This window comes from Lachnoclostridium sp. An196 (assembly GCF_002160135.1).
GTDB classification, from domain to species: domain Bacteria; phylum Bacillota; class Clostridia; order Lachnospirales; family Lachnospiraceae; genus Hominiventricola; species Hominiventricola avistercoris.
This window is the reverse complement of the sequence record NZ_NFJZ01000002.1, coordinates 181196-198637: the sequence shown is the minus strand read 5'-3', so window position 1 is coordinate 198637 and position 17442 is coordinate 181196. Positions and strand designations below refer to the sequence as shown.

The window sequence follows — 17442 nt, the reverse complement described above, 5'->3', positions numbered from 1 at the left end:
TCTCCTCTCAAATACGCCCCTATGTATATCCATACAGCCCCCGCACGGATACTTCCCCCGCATATACCTGCTCTACGGTGCCGTCTTCACGGCGCACCAGCAGCTCTCCGTTCTGGTTGATCCCTTCCGCCGTCCCGGTATACGCGCCCTTCGGATGCAGCACCCGTACCTGACGGCCGCAGTTGACGCACAGTTCATTATATTCCTGATACAAATCGCGCAGATCTTCCGTCTTCAGGAACGTCTCATAGACCGGCTCCAGTTCATCCATGATACATGCGGCCAGTTCTGCCCTGGAATAGCTGCGGCCGGTCTCCAAGCGCAGAGAAGAAGCAGTTTCCCTTAATTCTTCCGGGAATTCTGTCTGATTCACATTGATGCCGGTACCGATGACTACATAATGGATATAATCCACTTCCGTGTTCATTTCCGTCAGAATTCCGCAGATCTTTTTATCCCCCGAAACCAGATCATTGGGCCATTTGATCTTTGATTCCAGACCGCATATTCTGCGGATTCCCCTTGCCGCCGCCAAAGCCATCAGCAAGGTCATCCGGGACGCATGCTCCGGCCGGATCTTCGGGCGGAGCAGGAGCGTCATGGCGATCTGTTCTCCTCTCGGAGAAGACCAGTTCCTTCCTCTTCTCCCTTTTCCGCCTGTCTGTTCTTCCGCCAGCACCAGCGTCCCGTCAGCCGCCCCTTCTTCCGCCAGACGGCGCGCATATGTGTTCGTAGAATCCACCGTTTCCAGGCAAATACATTCCCGGCCCATCCACCGGGTATGCAGACGGCTCCTGACTTCCGCCCCGCTCATCAGTTCCGGGCTCTCCTGAAGACGATATCCTCTGTTCTGCACCGCCTCGATCAGATAGCCTTCTTCCCGCAGCTGACAGATCGTTTTCCAGACTGAAGTTCTCGAGACATTGAAATGTCTGCAAAGCTGCTGCCCGGACACATAACCGTCTGTATCTCTCAGAATCTTCAGAAGTTCCGCTTTCATAAGATCCCTCCTATGTGCAGCACGCTGAAAACAGCCGCCGCCAGAAACAGCAAAGCAAAGGTACCCTGAAAACGGCTTCCGGTCTTCTTCCCTGTCTTCCGGTCATATGCCGCTCCCGTTCCATATAAGAGTGTTCCGGCAAAAAAAGCCAGCGGGATGCAGATCCTGCTCAGTTCTTCATCCGAAGCCACAGCAAATACAAGAGCCAGAATCAGCAGGCTCAGACAAACCGTGACAGTTCTGTACCTCTCTTTCATGAGCATCCCCGCTCCTTTCCGCACTGCTTATGCGCCCAATGTAGCCGCCATCACTGCCTTGATGGTATGCATACGGTTTTCTGCCTCCTCGAATACAATGGATCTGGGAGATTCGAACACTTCGTCCGTCACTTCCATGGCGTCCAGTCCGTATTTTGCGCTGATCTCTTTCCCGATCGTCGTATTCAGGTCATGAAATGCCGGCAGACAGTGCATAAACACTGCTTCAGGTCCCGCCATCTCCATCACGGAACGGTTCACCTGATACGGGAACAGATCCTTGATCCGTTCTGTCCAGACTTCATCCGGCTCGCCCATGGAAACCCACACATCCGTATAGATCACATCGGCTCCGCTCACCGCTTTCTGCACATCTTCTTCCAGGATGATCTCCGCGCCTGTCTCTTTGGCGATTTCGCGGCATCTGGCTGTAAGTTCTTCCGACGGCCAGTATTTCTTCGGCGCGCATGCGGTGAATTTCATACCCATCTTCGCGCAGCCCACCATCCAGGAATTACCCATATTATAACGGGCGTCTCCCATATAAGTCACCTTTACGTCCAGAGTGCCGAAATGTTCCCGAATCGTCAGCAGATCCGCCAGGATCTGCGTAGGATGAAACTCGTTAGTCAGTCCGTTCCATACCGGAACCCCTGCATATTTTGCCAGTTCTTCCACCACATCCTGTCCAAATCCGCGGTATTCGATGCCTTCATACATTCTTCCCAACACCCTGGCCGTATCGGCGATGCTCTCCTTTTTCCCGATCTGGGAACCGGACGGATCCAGATAGGTAGTTCCCATCCCCAGATCATGAGCAGCCACTTCAAACGCGCATCTGGTTCTTGTGCTGGTCTTCTCAAAAATCAGCGCCACATTTTTCCCATGCAGCGTATCTACAGGAATCCCTTTCTTTTTTTTCTCTTTCAGCTCCGCGGCAAGATCCAACAGATAGCGGATCTCTTCCGGCGTATAATCTAACAGTTTTAAAAAATTTCTTCCTCTCAAATCCATAGGATGCCTCCTCCGTCAAAGGACTGGCGCGATCTGCACCAGCCCCCTTGTCATGCAAATATGAAGTTACTTTCCGTCTCCCTCTTAGACCTCTGTTCTGCCGACACCCGCGCTGTCTGCCGTCGGCTCCATATCCGTCTTCGCCACTTCGGTCAGGGAAGATACCAGTCCTGCCAGATTCTGAATCTCCGACGGGATGATAATCTTTGTTGCCTTTCCGTCCGCCGCCTTGGCGAATGCCTCCAGGCTCTTCAACTGGATCACCGCTTCGTCCACACCGACTTCTTTCAGGAACCGCAGACCGTCTGCATTTGCCTGCTGTACCTTCAGGATCGCCTCCGCGCGTCCTTCTGCTTCCTTGATCATCTTTTCCTTCTCTGCTTCCGCGCGCAGGATCGCCGCCTGCTTCTCCGCTTCCGCATCCAGAATCGCGGATTCTTTATTACCTTCCGCTACCAGGATCGTAGATTTCTTTTCACCTTCCGCACGCAGGATCGCTTCACGGCGTTCACGCTCTGCTTTCATCTGCTTTTCCATCGCGTCCTGAATCGCCGCCGGCGGGATGATATTCTTCAGTTCTACGCGGTTCACTTTGATTCCCCAGGGATCCGTCGCCACATCCAGAGAGGCGCGCATCTTCGTGTTGATCGTTTCACGGGAGGTCAACGTCTGGTCCAGTTCCAGATCTCCGATGATATTCCGCAGCGTAGTAGCTGTCAGGTTCTCAATAGCCATGATCGGGTTCTCCACACCGTAAGTAAACAGCTTCGGATCCGTGATCTGGAAAAAGACCACCGTATCAATCCGCATGGTTACATTGTCCTTCGTGATCACAGGCTGCGGCGCGAAATCCACTACCTGCTCTTTCAGGGTCACCCTTCTGGCCACACGGTCGATAAAAGGCACCTTGAAATGGACACCCACCTGCCAGGTCCCGTTATACGCGCCCAGTCTCTCCATTACCAGTACGGTAGCCTGCGGTACAATCTTGATACAGGATGCCAGGATTACAAGAACCACAAGAATCAGAACGATTACTACAATAGGCATTTATTTTTCCTCCTTTACCTCTTCCACGATCAGTTTTACACCTTCGATCGCGCATATCTTCACCTTGCCGCCTTCCGGAACGACACAGCCGTCTTCTTTGGTCCTGGCTGTCCAGCTCACATCAGCGATCATCACTTCTCCGGTCTGGGCAAGATTATTGATCTCTTTTGATACAACCGCCGTCTTTCCGATCAGACTGTCCGCATTCGTCCTCACATGACCTTTGCTCATATATTTCATAGCCGCCGGACGGGTCAGAACCAGAAGCGCGAAAGACAGTATCAGAAAAACAGCCCACTGTACCGTAGTATCTGCGCCCAGAACCGCAGCGGCAAACGCCGCCAGCGCCCCTCCCGCAAACCAGATCGTGGTCAGCTGCAGCGTGACGATCTCAATAACCAGCAAAAGGATTAAAAGTCCCAGCCACATCATAGCAGGGGACTCCAGTATCAGTTCCATACCGTTCCTCCTTTCCATTCTGCATGCGCTCATTATATCATGTCCGCTTCGCAGACATGATGCCTCCGGCGGATGCGCCCGGCTTTCTGCGGCGAGCGCAGAAACCGGCATGCGCGATGGTATAATTCGCGTTTCACGCTCATTATATCATGTCCGCTTCGCAGACATGATGCCTCCGGCGGATGCGCCCGGCTTTCTGCGGCGAACGCAGAAACCGGCATGCGCGGTGGTATAATTCGCGTTTCACGCTCATTATACCATGCCGTTTCATCCTTGACAATGGAATTTCCCGTAAGCAGCAAGATCCCGCAGTCTCTTAAAACTACGGGATCTTGTTTATCTTTATCTGTTTTTCTTCAGCCGCTCAGGATAACGTCCTGGACAGTTACATTATTTAATAAAAGACGTGTCCGCCGATCACTACCGACGGTCCGCTGACCGGTGAACTGGCGCTCTTGAAGTGTGTGAACGTTCCTACCGTGGTCTCTCCGTTAATCGCCGCCTGCGCCGCCTGCATGCAGCTGGATTTCGGTCCTGACGCCATGATGGACGCCACCTGTCCGGTTGCCGCCGGTCCGAACTGTCCCGGCGCGGAGATCACTCCCTGAATCGTGTTCGGATACGCGCTGCTGCGCACACGGTTCATCACGACTGCTCCCACAGCCACCTGCCCCTCATACGGCTGGTTTCCCGCCTCCGCCTGAATCAGCGCCGCCAGCAGCGTCACTTCATCGGTAGACGCGGCAACGGCTCCCAGATTCGTCGTTCTCTTCGCCTTCTCTTCTTCCGCTTTCTTCGCGGCTTCTTCCGCCTCTATCTGCTCTATGGTCTTCGCCTCTCCATATTCGTATGCGACTTCCACATACTCGGCGGAAACATAATCCACCTCGCCGTCCGAATACAAGATCTGCAGCCAGCCGTTTTCTTCTTCCCCGACCTGGATTTTCTCACCCATGCCGATCAGGTCGATGACACTGGCGTCCGTGCTGGGCTCATCGCGCACTTTCAGAGTCTCTGTGACAACGGTAGCCGTCTTGGCCACATCCTGCGCCGCCCGCTCTTCCGCCTCCTGGCCAAATGCCAGGTACTCATTGCTGACCCATCCATCCACATCTCCGGACTGGATTCTTGTCCATCCGTCTGCCTGCTCCACGATATTTCCGGCGTCGCCTCTAAACATCTTGCCGACCACTGCGGAATCCGTACTGGCCGATTCACGGACGCTGACAGAGTCTTCTACCTTTGCCATCACTCGTCCGGCCCATTCGTCTTCGGCCATAAGCCCTTCCACATCCTCTGCGGACAGCTGTCCCAGCAGTGCGCTCAGCGTGTCTTCCCCTTCATTCCCAAGCGTGGTAAATCCGGACAGACAGAGCCACATGCCAAGAAGCATACAGCAAAGCATCCCTTTTTTACACATCTGATATTCCCTCCATATTTTACCATCGGATTCCCCGATTGGTACAAATATATTACAAAACTGTTACATTTATTACAGAGAGTTTATCAGATAATGAATTATTTGTCAACTGCGGCGCTGTCTGTTGACCTCGTACATAAGAATCGAGGCCGCCACTGCCGCATTCAGCGACTCAAGACTTCCTTCCATAGGAATGCGGATCCGCACATCCGCCATACAGCTCAGCCGTTCTGAAAGCCCGTTTCCCTCATTGCCGATGAAAAAGGCGGTCCCTGTCCGGTAGTCCTCCTCATCGTAACAGTTCTTTCCTTTCAAATGGGCGGCATAAGTCCGGATATTCCTTCTCTTCAGCTCCGGCAGAATCTCCTCGATTTCCTCCACATACAAAAAGGGCATCCGGTAAACAGATCCCATGGTGGAACGAATTGTCTTCGGATTATAAAGATCCACCGACGCGCGGTTCAGTATAATACCGTCAGCGCCTGCCCCCTCCGCCGTCCGGAGGATGGTTCCCAGATTTCCGGGATCCTGCAGATTTTCCAGGATCAGAAGATGAGGATTCTCCCGGCGCGTCAGATCCTCCAGCCGGTACCGGAACTGCTCTACCACGCACAGGATGCCCTGGGGCGTTTTGGTATCGCTGACCGCCTGAAATACCCGGTCATCCAGAACTTCATATTCATGGTTACGCAAAAAAGCCTGTCCTTTTTCATCGTACAGGCTTTTGGAAATATACACTTTGCGCATTTTCTCATCGGGCGCTTCCTGGAACATCTTGATCCCTTCCACCAGAAAAACGCCCTGTTCATTTCTCTCCCTGGCTTTTTTCGCCAGCTGCTGCAGGTGCTTCACCTGCTGGTTCGATGTACTGGTAATCATCACTTTGCCATCGCTTTCGAAACATCGATCATATACGGGTCTACGCCTTTGTTCATGCCCAGAGCCTCGTTAATGTCGAAGTCTTTGAATTCTCCGTTTTTATATCCCACCACACGGTTGGACTTGCCCTCGCAGAGCAGATCTACAGCCAGCGCCCCCATCATGGTCGCGTATACGCGGTCCTGACAGGAAGGGCTTCCTCCGCGCTGCATATAACCCAGGATCGTCGCACGGGTCTCCACGCCGGTTGCGGCCTCGATCCTTTTCGCCATGGAAGTGGAGTGGCCGATGCCCTCCGCATTGATGATGATGTGATGCTTTTTCCCTCTCTTCCGGCTCTCAATGATATTGTTGATGATCTTCTGCTCATCATAATCATATTGTTCCGGAATCAGGATATCTTCCGCGCCGTTGGCGATACCGCACCAGAGCGCAATATATCCGGCGTTTCTTCCCATCACCTCTATAATACTGCAGCGTTCATGGGAGGTAGAGGTATCGCGCACCTTGTCGATCGCCTGCATGGCCGTATTGACCGCTGTATCAAATCCGATCGTGTATTCGGTACATGCGATATCCAGGTCAATCGTTCCGGGCACGCCAACCGTATTGATCCCCAGATTCGCCAGCTTCTGCGCTCCCGCGAAAGAGCCGTCTCCGCCGATGACAACAAGGCCGTCAATATGATGCTTCCGGCAGATTTCAGCACCCTTTTTCTGTCCTTCCTCTGTGCGGAATTCCGCACAGCGGGCTGTAAACAAGATCGTACCGCCGGTATCGATGATATCGCTGACCGACTGGCGGTCCATATCTATGATATCTTCTTCCAGCAGTCCCTGGTATCCTCTCCGGATCCCTTTCACCCGTTTTCCGCTGGCGCATGCCTTTCTTACAACGGCACGTATCGCCGCATTCATACCCGGCGCGTCACCGCCGCTCGTCAAAACCCCTATTGTGCTAATTTCTTTTGCCATGGTTTAACCTCCGCAAAACATTGCTGCGTTTTTACATTATCAAATATCATTTTAATCTATTTGAGCTCTGTTTTCAATACGCTTCTCAACGGCTTTCACGTTTTTCTCCCCGAAAACCGCAGCGAGACGCTCCAGGAGCTCCTGATCCGCTTTAACATTCCGCGACGCGGGCAATACCTTCTTCATTTTTTCTTTGCGCACGTAGATGATCACTTCGTCGTCGCCCTCGCTGTCCATCAAAATCCGGTACAGATTATCTTCCTGGTTCCGGTACGCGTCCATATCCGGAAACTGGATCCACAGCTGCCGGCGCACCGTCTCAAAAGGCACGATCTTCTCCAGGATCAGCTTGCTCGCCTTCTCCTCCTCCGCCGAGATCCGCCCGCTGACAAACACCTTGCCGTCCAGATTCAGAAGAGAGGCATTTTTTTCATAATCCCGCGGAAATACGATCACTTCCACCGTACCGAGCAGATCTTCTATCGTGATAAACGCCATCATCTTATTATTTTTCGTGGCCTTCATGGTCTTGGAAGTGATCATTCCTCCCACGATCGCCCGCTCGCCGTCGCGCACTTTGGGTGCCTCCCCTTCTTCCGGCGCCAGAAAGTCCGCGGTCACATGGCTGATGCCCTGCCGCCACTGCTCCTCATATTCTTCCAGAGGATGGCCGCTGATATAGATCCCCAGCACTTCTTTTTCAAATGCCAGCAGTTCTTCCTTACGGTACTCTTTCACCTGCGGAAGCTCTATCCGGAATGCCTGTTTCTCTTCCTCCGGAACCAGATCGAACAGGCTCATCTGGCCCGCGAAGTCTGTTTTTTTCTTCTGGGAAGCCTGATCCATCATCCGTTCATACACTTTCATCATCTGATGGCGGTTGGCGCCCAGACCGTCGAAAGCGCCCGCTTTGATCAGATTTTCCACGGTCCTCTTGTTCACTTCCCGTCCGCAGGTCCGGTCGATGAAATCATTCAGATCCTTGTACGGACCATTTTGCCGGCGGTCCTCCAGGATGCTTTCGATCACAGGACGCCCCACGCTTTTCACGGCGTTCAGTCCGTAACGGATCGCGCCGTCCGACACGGAGAATACACCTTCGCTTTCATTGACATGAGGCGGGAGAATCTGTATGTTCATCTGACGGCAGGTCATAATATATTCAGACACCTTGGCAGAATTGTCGATCACCGACGTCATCAGTGCCGCCATGAACTCTACCGGATAATAATATTTCAGCCAGGCAGTCTGATATGCCACCACCGCATACGCGGCCGCATGGGATTTATTGAACGCATATTTGGCGAAATCAGTCATCTCGTCAAAGATCTTATTTGCAGTCTGCTCCGAAATTCCTCTGGCAATACAGCCGGGGACATTTTCTTCTTCATTTCCATAAACAAAGTTCTGGCGTTCCCGTTCCATGACGGCGGCCTTCTTTTTCGACATGGCCCTGCGCACCAGGTCGCTCCGTCCCAGCGTATAACCCGCCAGCTTCTGGACAATCTGCATGACCTGCTCCTGATAGACAATACAGCCATAAGTCGGCTCCAGAATCGGTTCCAGTTCGGGACAGTCGTAAGTGACCTCCTCCGGATGATTTTTTCCCCGGATATATTGGGGAATAAAGTCCATAGGGCCCGGACGATACAGGGAAATTCCGGCGATAATATCTTCCAGACTCTGGGGCTTCAGCTCTTTCATGAAATTCTTCATCCCCGTACTTTCCAGCTGAAACACGCCGTCTGTATGTCCTGTTCCCAGAGAATCCAGTACTTTCTTATCATCATAGTTAATATGGTCAATATCTATCTTTTTCCCGCTGCTTTTCTCCGCCAGAATCACCGCGTTCTGGATCACCGTCAGCGTCCGCAGCCCCAGAAAATCCATCTTCAGAAGTCCCAGTTCTTCCAGCGTCGTCATCGTAAACTGTGTGACCAGAGACCCGTCCTGGGCTCTGGACAGCGGAACATATTCATCTACGGATTTCTGGCTGATTACCACGCCCGCCGCATGCATGGAAGTGTGTCTCGGCAGTCCTTCCAGACGCTTGGACATATCTATCAGCTCTCTCACCTGCTCATTAGTCTCGTACAGCGTACGCAGTTCCGGATTCATCTGCAGCGCCTTATCCAGTGTAATATTCAGTTCCTGAGGCACCATCTTCGCGATGGAATCCACAAACGCGTAGGGCAGATCCATGACCCTTCCCACATCCCTGAGCACACCTCTTGCAGCCAGCGTACCGAACGTGACAATCTGCACTACCCGGTCCTTGCCGTACTTGCGCACCACGTAATCAATGACTTCCTGTCTCCGTTCAAAGCAGAAATCCACGTCAATATCCGGCATGGATACCCGCTCCGGATTCAGAAAACGTTCAAACAGGAGCTGATATTTGGCCGGGTCGATGTTGGTAATACCAAGCGTATAAGACACCAGACTTCCTGCCGCGCTTCCTCTTCCCGGTCCCACAGCGATCCCATGATCCCTGGCATATTTGATAAAATCCCACACGATCAGGAAATAATCTACATACCCCATCTTCTGAATAATAGAAAGCTCGTACTCCAACTGTTTTCTCAGCGTTCCGTCGTCATCCGGATAGCGTCCGGCAAATCCTTCCCTGCAGAGTTTGTTTAAATATTCCCAGGAAGTGTAGCCTTCCGGCACATCGTATTTGGGGAGCTTCGTCACGCCGAATTCGATCTCCACATTACAGCGGTCCGCGATCTTCTGTGTATTTTCCAGCGCCTGCTTCGCGTAGGGGAACAGCCGCTCCATCTCTTCCGGAGATTTTACAAAGTACTGACCGCCTTCGTACCGCATACGATCCTCGTCCGCCAGCCGTTTCCCCGTCTGCAGGCAAAGCAGGATATCGTGCGGTTTTACATCCTCCGCATAGGTGTAATGCACGTCGTTTGTGGCTACCAGCTCTATCCCCAGTTCCCTGCTCATGCGCAGCAGCGCCTGATTCACCATCTTCTGTTCCGGAATACCGTGATCCTGCAGCTCCAGGAAAAAATTGCCCTTTCCAAAAATATTCTCATAGCGGCGCGCCGCATCGCACGCTTCCTCATACATCCCTTTCTGGATGCAGCGCTGCACTTCGCCGGCCAGACAGGCGCTGGTGGCGATGATCCCTTCATGGTACTTTGCCAGGATCTCCCGGTCCACCCTGGGGCGGTAATAAAAGCCCTCTGTATAACCATCGGAAACGATCTTGACCAGATTCTGATATCCCTGATTGTTCTCTGCCAGCAGGACCAGATGATAGTACCGGTCTTCCCCTCCGGTGGTCTCCTTGTCAAAGCGGGAATTCGGCGCCACATACACCTCGCAGCCTATAATCGGCTTAATCCCCTGGGCTTTCGCTTCTTTATAAAAATCGATCACGCCATACATGGCACCGTGATCCGTGATCGCCGCGCTGTCCATGCCCAGCTCTTTCACCCTGGCCACATATTCTTTAATCTTGTTAGAGCCATCCAGCAGGCTGTATTCTGTATGTACGTGCAGATGCACAAAACTCATGCCGCCATTCCCCCTCGTATCTGTTCCTATCTGCTCCGATCCAAAAGTGTTCTATAACGAAAAAAGGAGCAACAGCTTTCGCTGTTACTCCTCCATTATAACCGATTAGCCGTTAATCATAAAGGACAATAATTTATCAATATCCTCTTTCTCATATGCAACAATCTCCAGCTCCGGAATCTCACCGTTGGAGAAGATATTTGCAAGAGATACATACTGGGAAAGTTTGGACTTCAGGTTCAGTCTGTCTCCTTCTCCAGTTACCAGTTCTACTTTGCCTTTGCAGCTGTCTACTACTTCGAAAAACTTATTTACGTCTTTTATATTCTGTACTTTCATTTCCTTATGCTCCTTTCCTTTCTTTACGCCCCCATTATAATCAATCAATTCCGCGATTTCAAGTAATTTTTTCCTTTTATGAGAAAATCAGCAAATTGCCTAGGGCGAACTATCGTTTGCGAATGCTTTTATCTGTAATTTCAACGCGTCCTTCCTTCAAAAGCCGTCCCACTGCACGTTTAAATGCATTTTTGCTCATAGAAAGCTCTCTTTTGATCACTTCCGGAGACGCTTTGTCTGAAAACGGCAGAACTCCGCCGAATTCTTCGATGGCTTTCATTACCTGTTCCGCGTCCTCATCGATCTGCAGATAGGTCTTCTCCCGCAGGCTCAGATCCAGTTTTCCGTCCGCTTTCACCCCCGTTACGCGAGCTTCCACCCGATCTCCGATCTTTGCCTGATCGTAAAATTCCTTTTTAGGGACCAGACCTGAATATAGGTCGTCCACCGCCACAAACGCGCCAAAATTCTCGCTGATCTGATAAACCGTTCCCGTCACATGGTCGTCCGGTCCATACGGGCTGTCTGTTCTCAGATACTCGTATACATTCATGGTAGCGCACAGCCGCCCGCTTTTATCTATGTAAAGAGCCACCAGACACTCTTCACCTGCGCGCACCTTTCTGGTCTGCTGCCGGAACGGCAGAAACAGATCCTTTTCCAGTCCCCAGTCCAGAAACGCACCGATCCTGGACACCTCTTTCACCTTCAGCCGTCCCACATCCCCCAATGTGAGCAGCGGCTCCGCCGTCGTAGCGATGGGTCTGTCCCTGGAATCTTTGTACAGGAAGACTTCCATCTGATCCCCCGGCCGTACCCCCGCGCGCACCTGCTTTTTCGGCAGCAGCACTCTGTCTTCCGGATCATCCGGATCTGCCAGGTAGATTCCAAAATCCACTATTTTTACGACTGTTAATAACTGTTTCTTTCCTAATTGCATGTATTATCTCCTATCTGAATTCCACTGTCGCATAAGGGGCGCCCTTCGCATCTCCGAGGAGGATCACAAATCTGTCTTCCACCCTCCCCAGGCGGGGATAGATTACATCGCCCAGCAAAGCCGATTTCTTATATTCAGCACGCATTTGACGGATCTGAAAGCCTTCCGGGAGATAGTCCCCCGCAAGCTGTACATACTGTCCATTATTCACATGATGATTCACGTCCAGATGATATTCATGGATCAGAAATGTATCTTTCTCCTCCATACTTTCAGGCAGCGCTATCTTGCCCTCATCATATTCCATATCCAGCCGGGGCTCCGTCACATACGTCCGCTCCATCAGCTCGTCCAGTCTTGTGGGGCGCATCCGCTTCGTATCCATGTATACCCAGAAAGAATCTGCGCATGCCGCCACACTGCCGTCTTCCCCTACCAGCCGGAAATTTCTCTGTCCTGTCATCTTTCCAAATGCGTATGGCCATGTTTCCACCGTGATACGCTCTCCAAATTCTGGATACCGATGCACCTGTATCTTCCAGGAATTCAGAACCCACATCCGGCCCATACTCTCCAGCGTTGTCATTCCGACTCCCAGATCCTCTGATTGAAACGTGGCACAATCCTGAAAGTAATTCAGGATTGCATTTAAAGTGGTCTTTCTGTTCTGATCGACTTCTGTAAATCGTATTCGACTGACATATTGATACATTGCGCCATCCTCTTTCCGCACTTGGTTTGCCAGTCTTCATTATAACGGCATTTATGGAAAAACGCTACAAGAAGTTTTACATACAATAGGAAAGAGCCATTCGATACTATAATCTTCTCGAATGGCTCTTTACCTGTCAATCTGGAGTTTCACCTTTTTGATCTCCTTTCAAGATATTTTTCGGATTCCAGTATCCCTTGTTCTCTGCAATCGTCACATTTAAGACTTTTCCTGAACTTCCGCCTCTCATCCCGACAGGTCTTCATTTCTGTCGACAGCTCCAACCCTTCCTGCTCCAACAAAAACAGATTTTAAAGTTCTTCTACAAAACCACTCATTTCATAAAATACTTTACTGATTCTTTTTGTCTTCCATATCCAAGGTTCAGATCCTGCCGCCGTCATCCATGTCATTCCATCTTAGATGATCGCTTTCATCCTGAAATCCATCTGGTGAATTTTGATTACCTTCCCATTGGACCTTCCTCCGTCATCCAGAGATTGGTGAATCTCTTTTGATTTTGTGATTTTATATTACAACATCTCTTCTTCTTTGTCAATAGTTTTCTGAAATTTTTTTCAAAAAATATTTATTATTTTTCTTTTTTGTATTTTATCTATTTTTTTCTGTCGTATCATTGTTGTTTTTATGAAGGAAAGAGCCATTCGATACTGTAATCTTCTCGAATGGCCCTTTACCTGTCAATCTGGAGTTTCACCTTTGAAATCCCCTTTCAAGATAGTATTTGGATTCCAGTCCCCTTGTTTTCCGTAATCATTACACTTTTTCTCTTCTCATGACTTTCTCATATCTGATCTTCTTCCACCGGATTTTTTTATCATCATCTCAGGTTCATCTCTCCGATGCGTCTGCCTTCGTCGAATTTCTTCTCAGATAATATTCAATCCTTGATATCTTCTCACGTATGATTTTTTCATTTACGAGATCTTCTTTTCCCTCTATGTTCAGCAGAAACAGATTTAAAAATATAAAATATTTTCCTGATTCTTCCTGCCTTCCACTTCCGGGGCATCTGATGCGTTCCTCTTTCTCCATGTACTTCCATGTCGTCTGATTCTTACATCCTGAAATCCTTCTGGTGGATTCTGATTACCTTCCCATTGGACCTTCCTCCATCATCCAGAGATTGGTGAATCTCTTTGATTTTGTGATTTTATATTACAACATCTCTTCTTCTTTGTCAATAGTTTTCTGAAAATATTTTTAAAAAAATATTATTATTTCTTTTTTTTATTTTATCTTTATTTTTATCTGTCATGTTTATCAACCGCACAAATACGCCCCGGGCATTAGTCCGGGGCGCAATATGCCGGAAAGATCAATATTTCCCGTATTTGTCCAGCGTTTCAAACATGGCTTCCAGATTCTCAGGTTTGCAGTTCTCCAGACTTCCATTCAGGTCAAACAGATACCCTCCGCCGGGCGCGCAGATATCCAGCAGACGTTTAGTCTCTTCCACAACCGTCTCCTTCTTCCCGAATTCCAGCTCCGTAACGGACAGGTTTCCGCAGATGCAGGCTGTATCGCCCAGGATCCGTTTTGCTTCTTTCATATCCACCGTCTCAAAATGATACAGCACTTTGCCCTTCGGCACATCCGTCAGCTGTTCCAGTCTGGTATTGTACGGCCCCTCCGTATAGATGTAAGGCGTAACATCCATATCGATCAGCGCCATCATAATCTTTTTCAGCGGTTTCCAATAAAAGCGTTCAAACTGAGCCGCACTCATAAATCCGTCCATAGCTTTGTGCAGCGGGAAGAACACGCGTCTTACCGGCAGACTCGCGTTCCGGAAATACTGCAGGGCCTGAATCTGCTGATCTGCGAACATCCAGCACGCCTGCTCCACATAATCCTGGGTCTCCTCGTCCAGCAGATCTTCAAAGATTCCCATGGTCCCCCGGAAATAATCGCCCAGAATATCATACGGCGCCTCACAGCGTCCGGTCATCATAGGGGGAAATCCCATTGCCGCAATCTTTGCCTGATATTGTGCGGTCATCTCCGCAGCCTTGGCGTCCTCCTCTCCGATCTGCCCCAGCAGTCGGAATGTTTCCCTCGCCTGAGGGGTATAGAGCGGCTTCAGCAGGCTGGTGCTCAGGACGATGGCCGGATCCAGGCGTATATCGGACGTACCGGTGAGATTTTTATACGCCCTGGGAATATACTTGCGGATCATGAAACCGGTAAAATCTCCCAGCATCTCCGGGTATTCTTCCGGGGACATGAACTCACGCTCGATCACCTGATGAGAGCTGTAAGGAGAGACCATCGTGCCGGGTCGGCCCGGCCAGTCAATCATCTGGGAGCCTGCCAGTTCATTGGCGCGCCCGCTGGTAAATCCCGAGAACATGCTCACATCCATCTGCGGATGATCCTTGTAAAACTGTACGGCGGCATCGCCCGCTTTCTCATAATTATAGTAGAGATCCGCATAACAGGAACCATAAGCCCGCTGCGCGTAGGACGCGATAAACGGGACCACCGGAACCCGGTCCGGTTCTTTCAGCGCGATCGCAGTCTCCACACGCTGTACTCTCTGATTGTACGCCTTCTGTTCCGGCGTCAAAACTGTCTGTTCACCCATATATTATCCTCCTCCTTAAAATAATCTTGATAATTGAATTATATGGCATGGCAGGGGCTTTTCCCAGACGCCGCCTGTTGATTTTTGCGGGAGGACACGCTACAATTTGTAGCAGGAGGATATACCTATGAAAATGACATTTGCAGTGCTCCTCTATCTGCTGCAGCGGCAGGGCTGTCATCTGCATACCGCCGCAGGAGCAGACAATGAAGAGAGCAGGGAGATACAAAGGCTGCGATATCTTAAAAGGAGTTCGGAGGAACAGATCCTGTCGGATATTTCTGACGGGCAGAAAACTCTTTATCTGAAAGACGGCGATACAAAAGACTCTGTATTCATGTACCTGTCGGATAAATCCGGGATGCCGGAAGCACATCCCTGCTGTCATATCAAAGGAGCCGCCGAAAGTCAGCAGATCTTCGAATATCTGGCAGAACAATGGCAGGAACTGGATGCATGGGAAAACCGGCTGGCACAGAGTATCCTGCAGCATGTGCCTTTCCAGAATATTTTGACGCAAGGGAAAACATACATCCGGCAGGAATACGCGCTCATCGACCGGGATATGAACGTCATGTTCTCTACACCGGAATATCACACGGAACTGGCAAACACCAAAGAAGAACACGCTGAAGGAATCCGGCGCCTTTCCGCCGAACTGACCCACTCTCTGCTGATGCGCAAAGATTTTCATGAGGCTGCTTTGAAAAAAGAAGGATTTTATTTTTACAACCATTATACAGAGTCTCTTCTCTATTGCCGGAATATTTTTCTTTTCGATCAGTATTATGCCCGCCTGATCTGCCGCCTGAATAAGGGGCAGGATAATATTTCCCAGGGCGAAGCATACCTCATCGAGGTATTGGCCCGGTATATAGAACTTTATTTCCAGAACAACCTGCAGACTCCGGACCGTCATCAGAACGATCTCCTTCACCAGCTCTGCAGATCTCTGTACGCAGATGAAAAACCAGACATCGCTTTGCTCCAGACTGCCCTTTCCCCATATCACTGGAAGCTGGGCCACCGGTACCAGGCAGCGGTCCTGAAAGCATATCAGCAGGAGGAGTGGCAGACCCAGATGGAGATCACGCTTCCGTTCTTAGTCCGGGAACTGGAACGGCAATGGCCGGATTCCTGCGCGGTCTCTCTGGGAAATAAAGTTTTATGGGTGATAAATCTGTCGCTCACAGAACAGGCTTCTTTTTTCTCCCGGTTTTCCGTGTTCATCCGGGAGAATGTGTGCCGCGCAGGAATCAGTGAAGTATTTTCCGGCATTTCATTTATCCACAGCGCGGCTCTGGAAGCAGAGGCGGCTCTGCGCCTGGGGTCCCGCTCCAACGATACTTTCTGGTACTATCAGTTCGAGGATTACCGGCTGCGCTACTGTCTGGAAAACATGACGAAAGACCTTCCCTCAGAGCAGCTGCTGCATCCGGCTGTACGGCTTCTCCGGGACCGGGACATACAAAAAGGGACCGAACTGGTCCCTACTCTGAGAGCATATCTGAACTGCGGCATGAATATGACACACGCCGCAGATCAGCTGTACATTCACCGCACCACTTTCTGCCGCCGGATGGAGCAGATATCCCATCTGACAGGAATTACAGAATTTACTTCGGATCTCACACTGGATCTCCTGATTTCGCTGAAACTGCTGGAAGAAGAGGGGAATTGAGCAGCGGAATGATTGTGCGCCGGGAACTCATAGAAGTCCTTCTCACACTCCTGCACTTCCAGATCCTGCTTCAAGTCCTCCGGTACATCCCCCTGTTCGGCAAGAAGATCATCCATCAGGTTCAGGTCTTCCAAAGGTCTCCTTATATAACTCTTCCATTCTTCCTTTCCGGCGAATGCAAAACCTTTGAAACTTTACAGGCATACAGAAAAATCCGGTTCTACTCCGGCAAACGCATATTCCTGCCTTTTCCCACGGCATCCGCCAATATATAAAATTTTGATATCTGTGAAAATGTTGGCGATTTGCCAGAGATGCCTGTCAGCTGGTGATGCCCGATTGGGGACAGACTGTTTTCACTTCATTTTATTTTGATTTACTTTATGTATTTTCCCAAGGGTCATAACACGGGAAGCAGTAGCTCCTGACAATCACTCCAGCACTGGATCGACATATTCTGCCATTTCAAATTGACCTATGAATTGACCTATCCATCTGAAATTTCATGAAAAACCCGGGAAAATCCGGGAAATCATAAGAAAGAGAGTTTTCCCTCTCCAAAATGCATCTCTCAG

15 protein-coding genes are annotated in these 17442 nt (G+C 50.4%); 1 reads left to right on the top strand and 14 read right to left on the bottom strand.

The genetic code is table 11. The annotated features are described in order from the left end of the window. Positions 1-19 precede the first annotated feature (19 nt). The 14 genes from B5F29_RS03330 to B5F29_RS03260 all read right to left on the bottom strand — a co-directional run bounded on the left by B5F29_RS03330 (position 20) and on the right by B5F29_RS03260 (position 15186). The gene (locus B5F29_RS03330; RefSeq protein ID WP_087153264.1) at positions 20-1000 is read right to left on the bottom strand and encodes a biotin--[acetyl-CoA-carboxylase] ligase; all 981 of its coding nucleotides are present in this window, start codon (positions 998-1000) and stop codon (positions 20-22) included. Beyond that, positions 997-1257 (bottom strand): hypothetical protein, encoded by a 261-nt coding sequence (locus B5F29_RS03325; protein ID WP_087153263.1) that lies wholly within the window; start codon positions 1255-1257, stop codon positions 997-999. The genes B5F29_RS03330 and B5F29_RS03325 overlap by 4 nt, the downstream gene beginning before the upstream one ends. 27 nt (positions 1258-1284) lie before the next feature. Next, complete coding sequence (argF, locus tag B5F29_RS03320) at positions 1285-2271, bottom strand: ornithine carbamoyltransferase (protein ID WP_087153262.1); 987 nt, start codon at positions 2269-2271, stop codon at positions 1285-1287. 84 nt (positions 2272-2355) lie between these two features. Further along, complete coding sequence (locus tag B5F29_RS03315; RefSeq protein WP_087153261.1) at positions 2356-3321, bottom strand: SPFH domain-containing protein; 966 nt, start codon at positions 3319-3321, stop codon at positions 2356-2358. Next, positions 3322-3780 carry an NfeD family protein gene (locus tag B5F29_RS03310; protein ID WP_242955564.1) on the bottom strand — a complete coding sequence of 153 codons (459 nt, stop codon included), beginning with the start codon at positions 3778-3780 and terminating at the stop codon, positions 3322-3324. It abuts the gene before it with no gap. Positions 3781-4174: 394 nt separating this feature from the next. Beyond that, entirely contained in the window at positions 4175-5200 is a 1026-nt protein-coding gene (locus B5F29_RS03300; RefSeq protein WP_087153259.1) for a cell wall hydrolase, read from the bottom strand. 105 nt (positions 5201-5305) lie between these two features. Further along, positions 5306-6079: a TrmH family RNA methyltransferase gene (locus tag B5F29_RS03295; RefSeq protein ID WP_087153258.1), complete on the bottom strand. Its 774-nt coding sequence runs from the start codon at positions 6077-6079 to the stop codon at positions 5306-5308. Continuing rightward, on the bottom strand, positions 6079-7053 hold the full coding sequence (pfkA, locus tag B5F29_RS03290; protein ID WP_087153257.1) for a 6-phosphofructokinase: 975 nt from the start codon (positions 7051-7053) through the stop codon (positions 6079-6081). Before pfkA ends, B5F29_RS03295 begins: the two co-directional genes overlap by 1 nt. 51 nt (positions 7054-7104) lie before the next feature. Then, the gene (locus B5F29_RS03285) at positions 7105-10587 is read right to left on the bottom strand and encodes a DNA polymerase III subunit alpha (RefSeq protein ID WP_087153256.1); all 3483 of its coding nucleotides are present in this window, start codon (positions 10585-10587) and stop codon (positions 7105-7107) included. Between the two features lie 105 nt (positions 10588-10692). Further along, complete coding sequence (locus B5F29_RS03280) at positions 10693-10926, bottom strand: polya polymerase (RefSeq protein ID WP_087153255.1); 234 nt, start codon at positions 10924-10926, stop codon at positions 10693-10695. 109 nt (positions 10927-11035) lie between these two features. After that, a complete protein-coding gene (locus B5F29_RS03275; protein WP_087153254.1) occupies positions 11036-11866 on the bottom strand; it encodes a CvfB family protein in 831 nt (276 codons plus the stop codon). Between the two features lie 10 nt (positions 11867-11876). Then, complete coding sequence (locus B5F29_RS03270) at positions 11877-12578, bottom strand: acyl-[acyl-carrier-protein] thioesterase (RefSeq protein WP_087153253.1); 702 nt, start codon at positions 12576-12578, stop codon at positions 11877-11879. Between the two features lie 852 nt (positions 12579-13430). Beyond that, entirely contained in the window at positions 13431-13634 is a 204-nt protein-coding gene (locus tag B5F29_RS03265; RefSeq protein WP_087153252.1) for a hypothetical protein, read from the bottom strand. A gap of 283 nt (positions 13635-13917) precedes the next feature. Then, positions 13918-15186, bottom strand: a complete 1269-nt coding sequence (locus B5F29_RS03260) for a uroporphyrinogen decarboxylase family protein (RefSeq protein WP_087153251.1) — start codon at positions 15184-15186, stop codon at positions 13918-13920. Positions 15187-15313: 127 nt separating this feature from the next. Between B5F29_RS03260 and B5F29_RS03255 the strand changes: the two genes are divergently transcribed. Then, a complete protein-coding gene (locus B5F29_RS03255) occupies positions 15314-16867 on the top strand; it encodes a PucR family transcriptional regulator (protein WP_087153250.1) in 1554 nt (517 codons plus the stop codon). Positions 16868-17442: the final 575 nt, after the last annotated feature.

Excerpts from the sequence above, each read along its gene's own strand:
- B5F29_RS03315 (WP_087153261.1), bottom strand. The coding sequence starts at position 3,321 with ATGCCTATTGTAGTAATCGTTCTGATTCTTGTGGTTCTTGTAATCCTG.
- B5F29_RS03310 (WP_242955564.1), bottom strand. The coding sequence starts at position 3,780 with ATGGAACTGATACTGGAGTCCCCTGCTATGATGTGGCTGGGACTTTTA.
- B5F29_RS03300 (WP_087153259.1), bottom strand. The coding sequence starts at position 5,200 with ATGTGTAAAAAAGGGATGCTTTGCTGTATGCTTCTTGGCATGTGGCTC.
- B5F29_RS03330 (WP_087153264.1), bottom strand. The coding sequence starts at position 1,000 with ATGAAAGCGGAACTTCTGAAGATTCTGAGAGATACAGACGGTTATGTG.
- B5F29_RS03325 (WP_087153263.1), bottom strand. The coding sequence starts at position 1,257 with ATGAAAGAGAGGTACAGAACTGTCACGGTTTGTCTGAGCCTGCTGATT.
- B5F29_RS03295 (WP_087153258.1), bottom strand. The coding sequence starts at position 6,079 with ATGATTACCAGTACATCGAACCAGCAGGTGAAGCACCTGCAGCAGCTG.
- pfkA (WP_087153257.1), bottom strand. The coding sequence starts at position 7,053 with ATGGCAAAAGAAATTAGCACAATAGGGGTTTTGACGAGCGGCGGTGAC.
- B5F29_RS03270 (WP_087153253.1), bottom strand. The coding sequence starts at position 12,578 with ATGTATCAATATGTCAGTCGAATACGATTTACAGAAGTCGATCAGAAC.
- B5F29_RS03285 (WP_087153256.1), bottom strand. The coding sequence starts at position 10,587 with ATGAGTTTTGTGCATCTGCACGTACATACAGAATACAGCCTGCTGGAT.
- B5F29_RS03255 (WP_087153250.1), top strand. The coding sequence starts at position 15,314 with ATGAAAATGACATTTGCAGTGCTCCTCTATCTGCTGCAGCGGCAGGGC.
- B5F29_RS03280 (WP_087153255.1), bottom strand. The coding sequence starts at position 10,926 with ATGAAAGTACAGAATATAAAAGACGTAAATAAGTTTTTCGAAGTAGTA.
- B5F29_RS03260 (WP_087153251.1), bottom strand. The coding sequence starts at position 15,186 with ATGGGTGAACAGACAGTTTTGACGCCGGAACAGAAGGCGTACAATCAG.
- B5F29_RS03265 (WP_087153252.1), bottom strand. The coding sequence starts at position 13,634 with ATGGAGAAAGAGGAACGCATCAGATGCCCCGGAAGTGGAAGGCAGGAA.
- B5F29_RS03275 (WP_087153254.1), bottom strand. The coding sequence starts at position 11,866 with ATGCAATTAGGAAAGAAACAGTTATTAACAGTCGTAAAAATAGTGGAT.
- argF (WP_087153262.1), bottom strand. The coding sequence starts at position 2,271 with ATGGATTTGAGAGGAAGAAATTTTTTAAAACTGTTAGATTATACGCCG.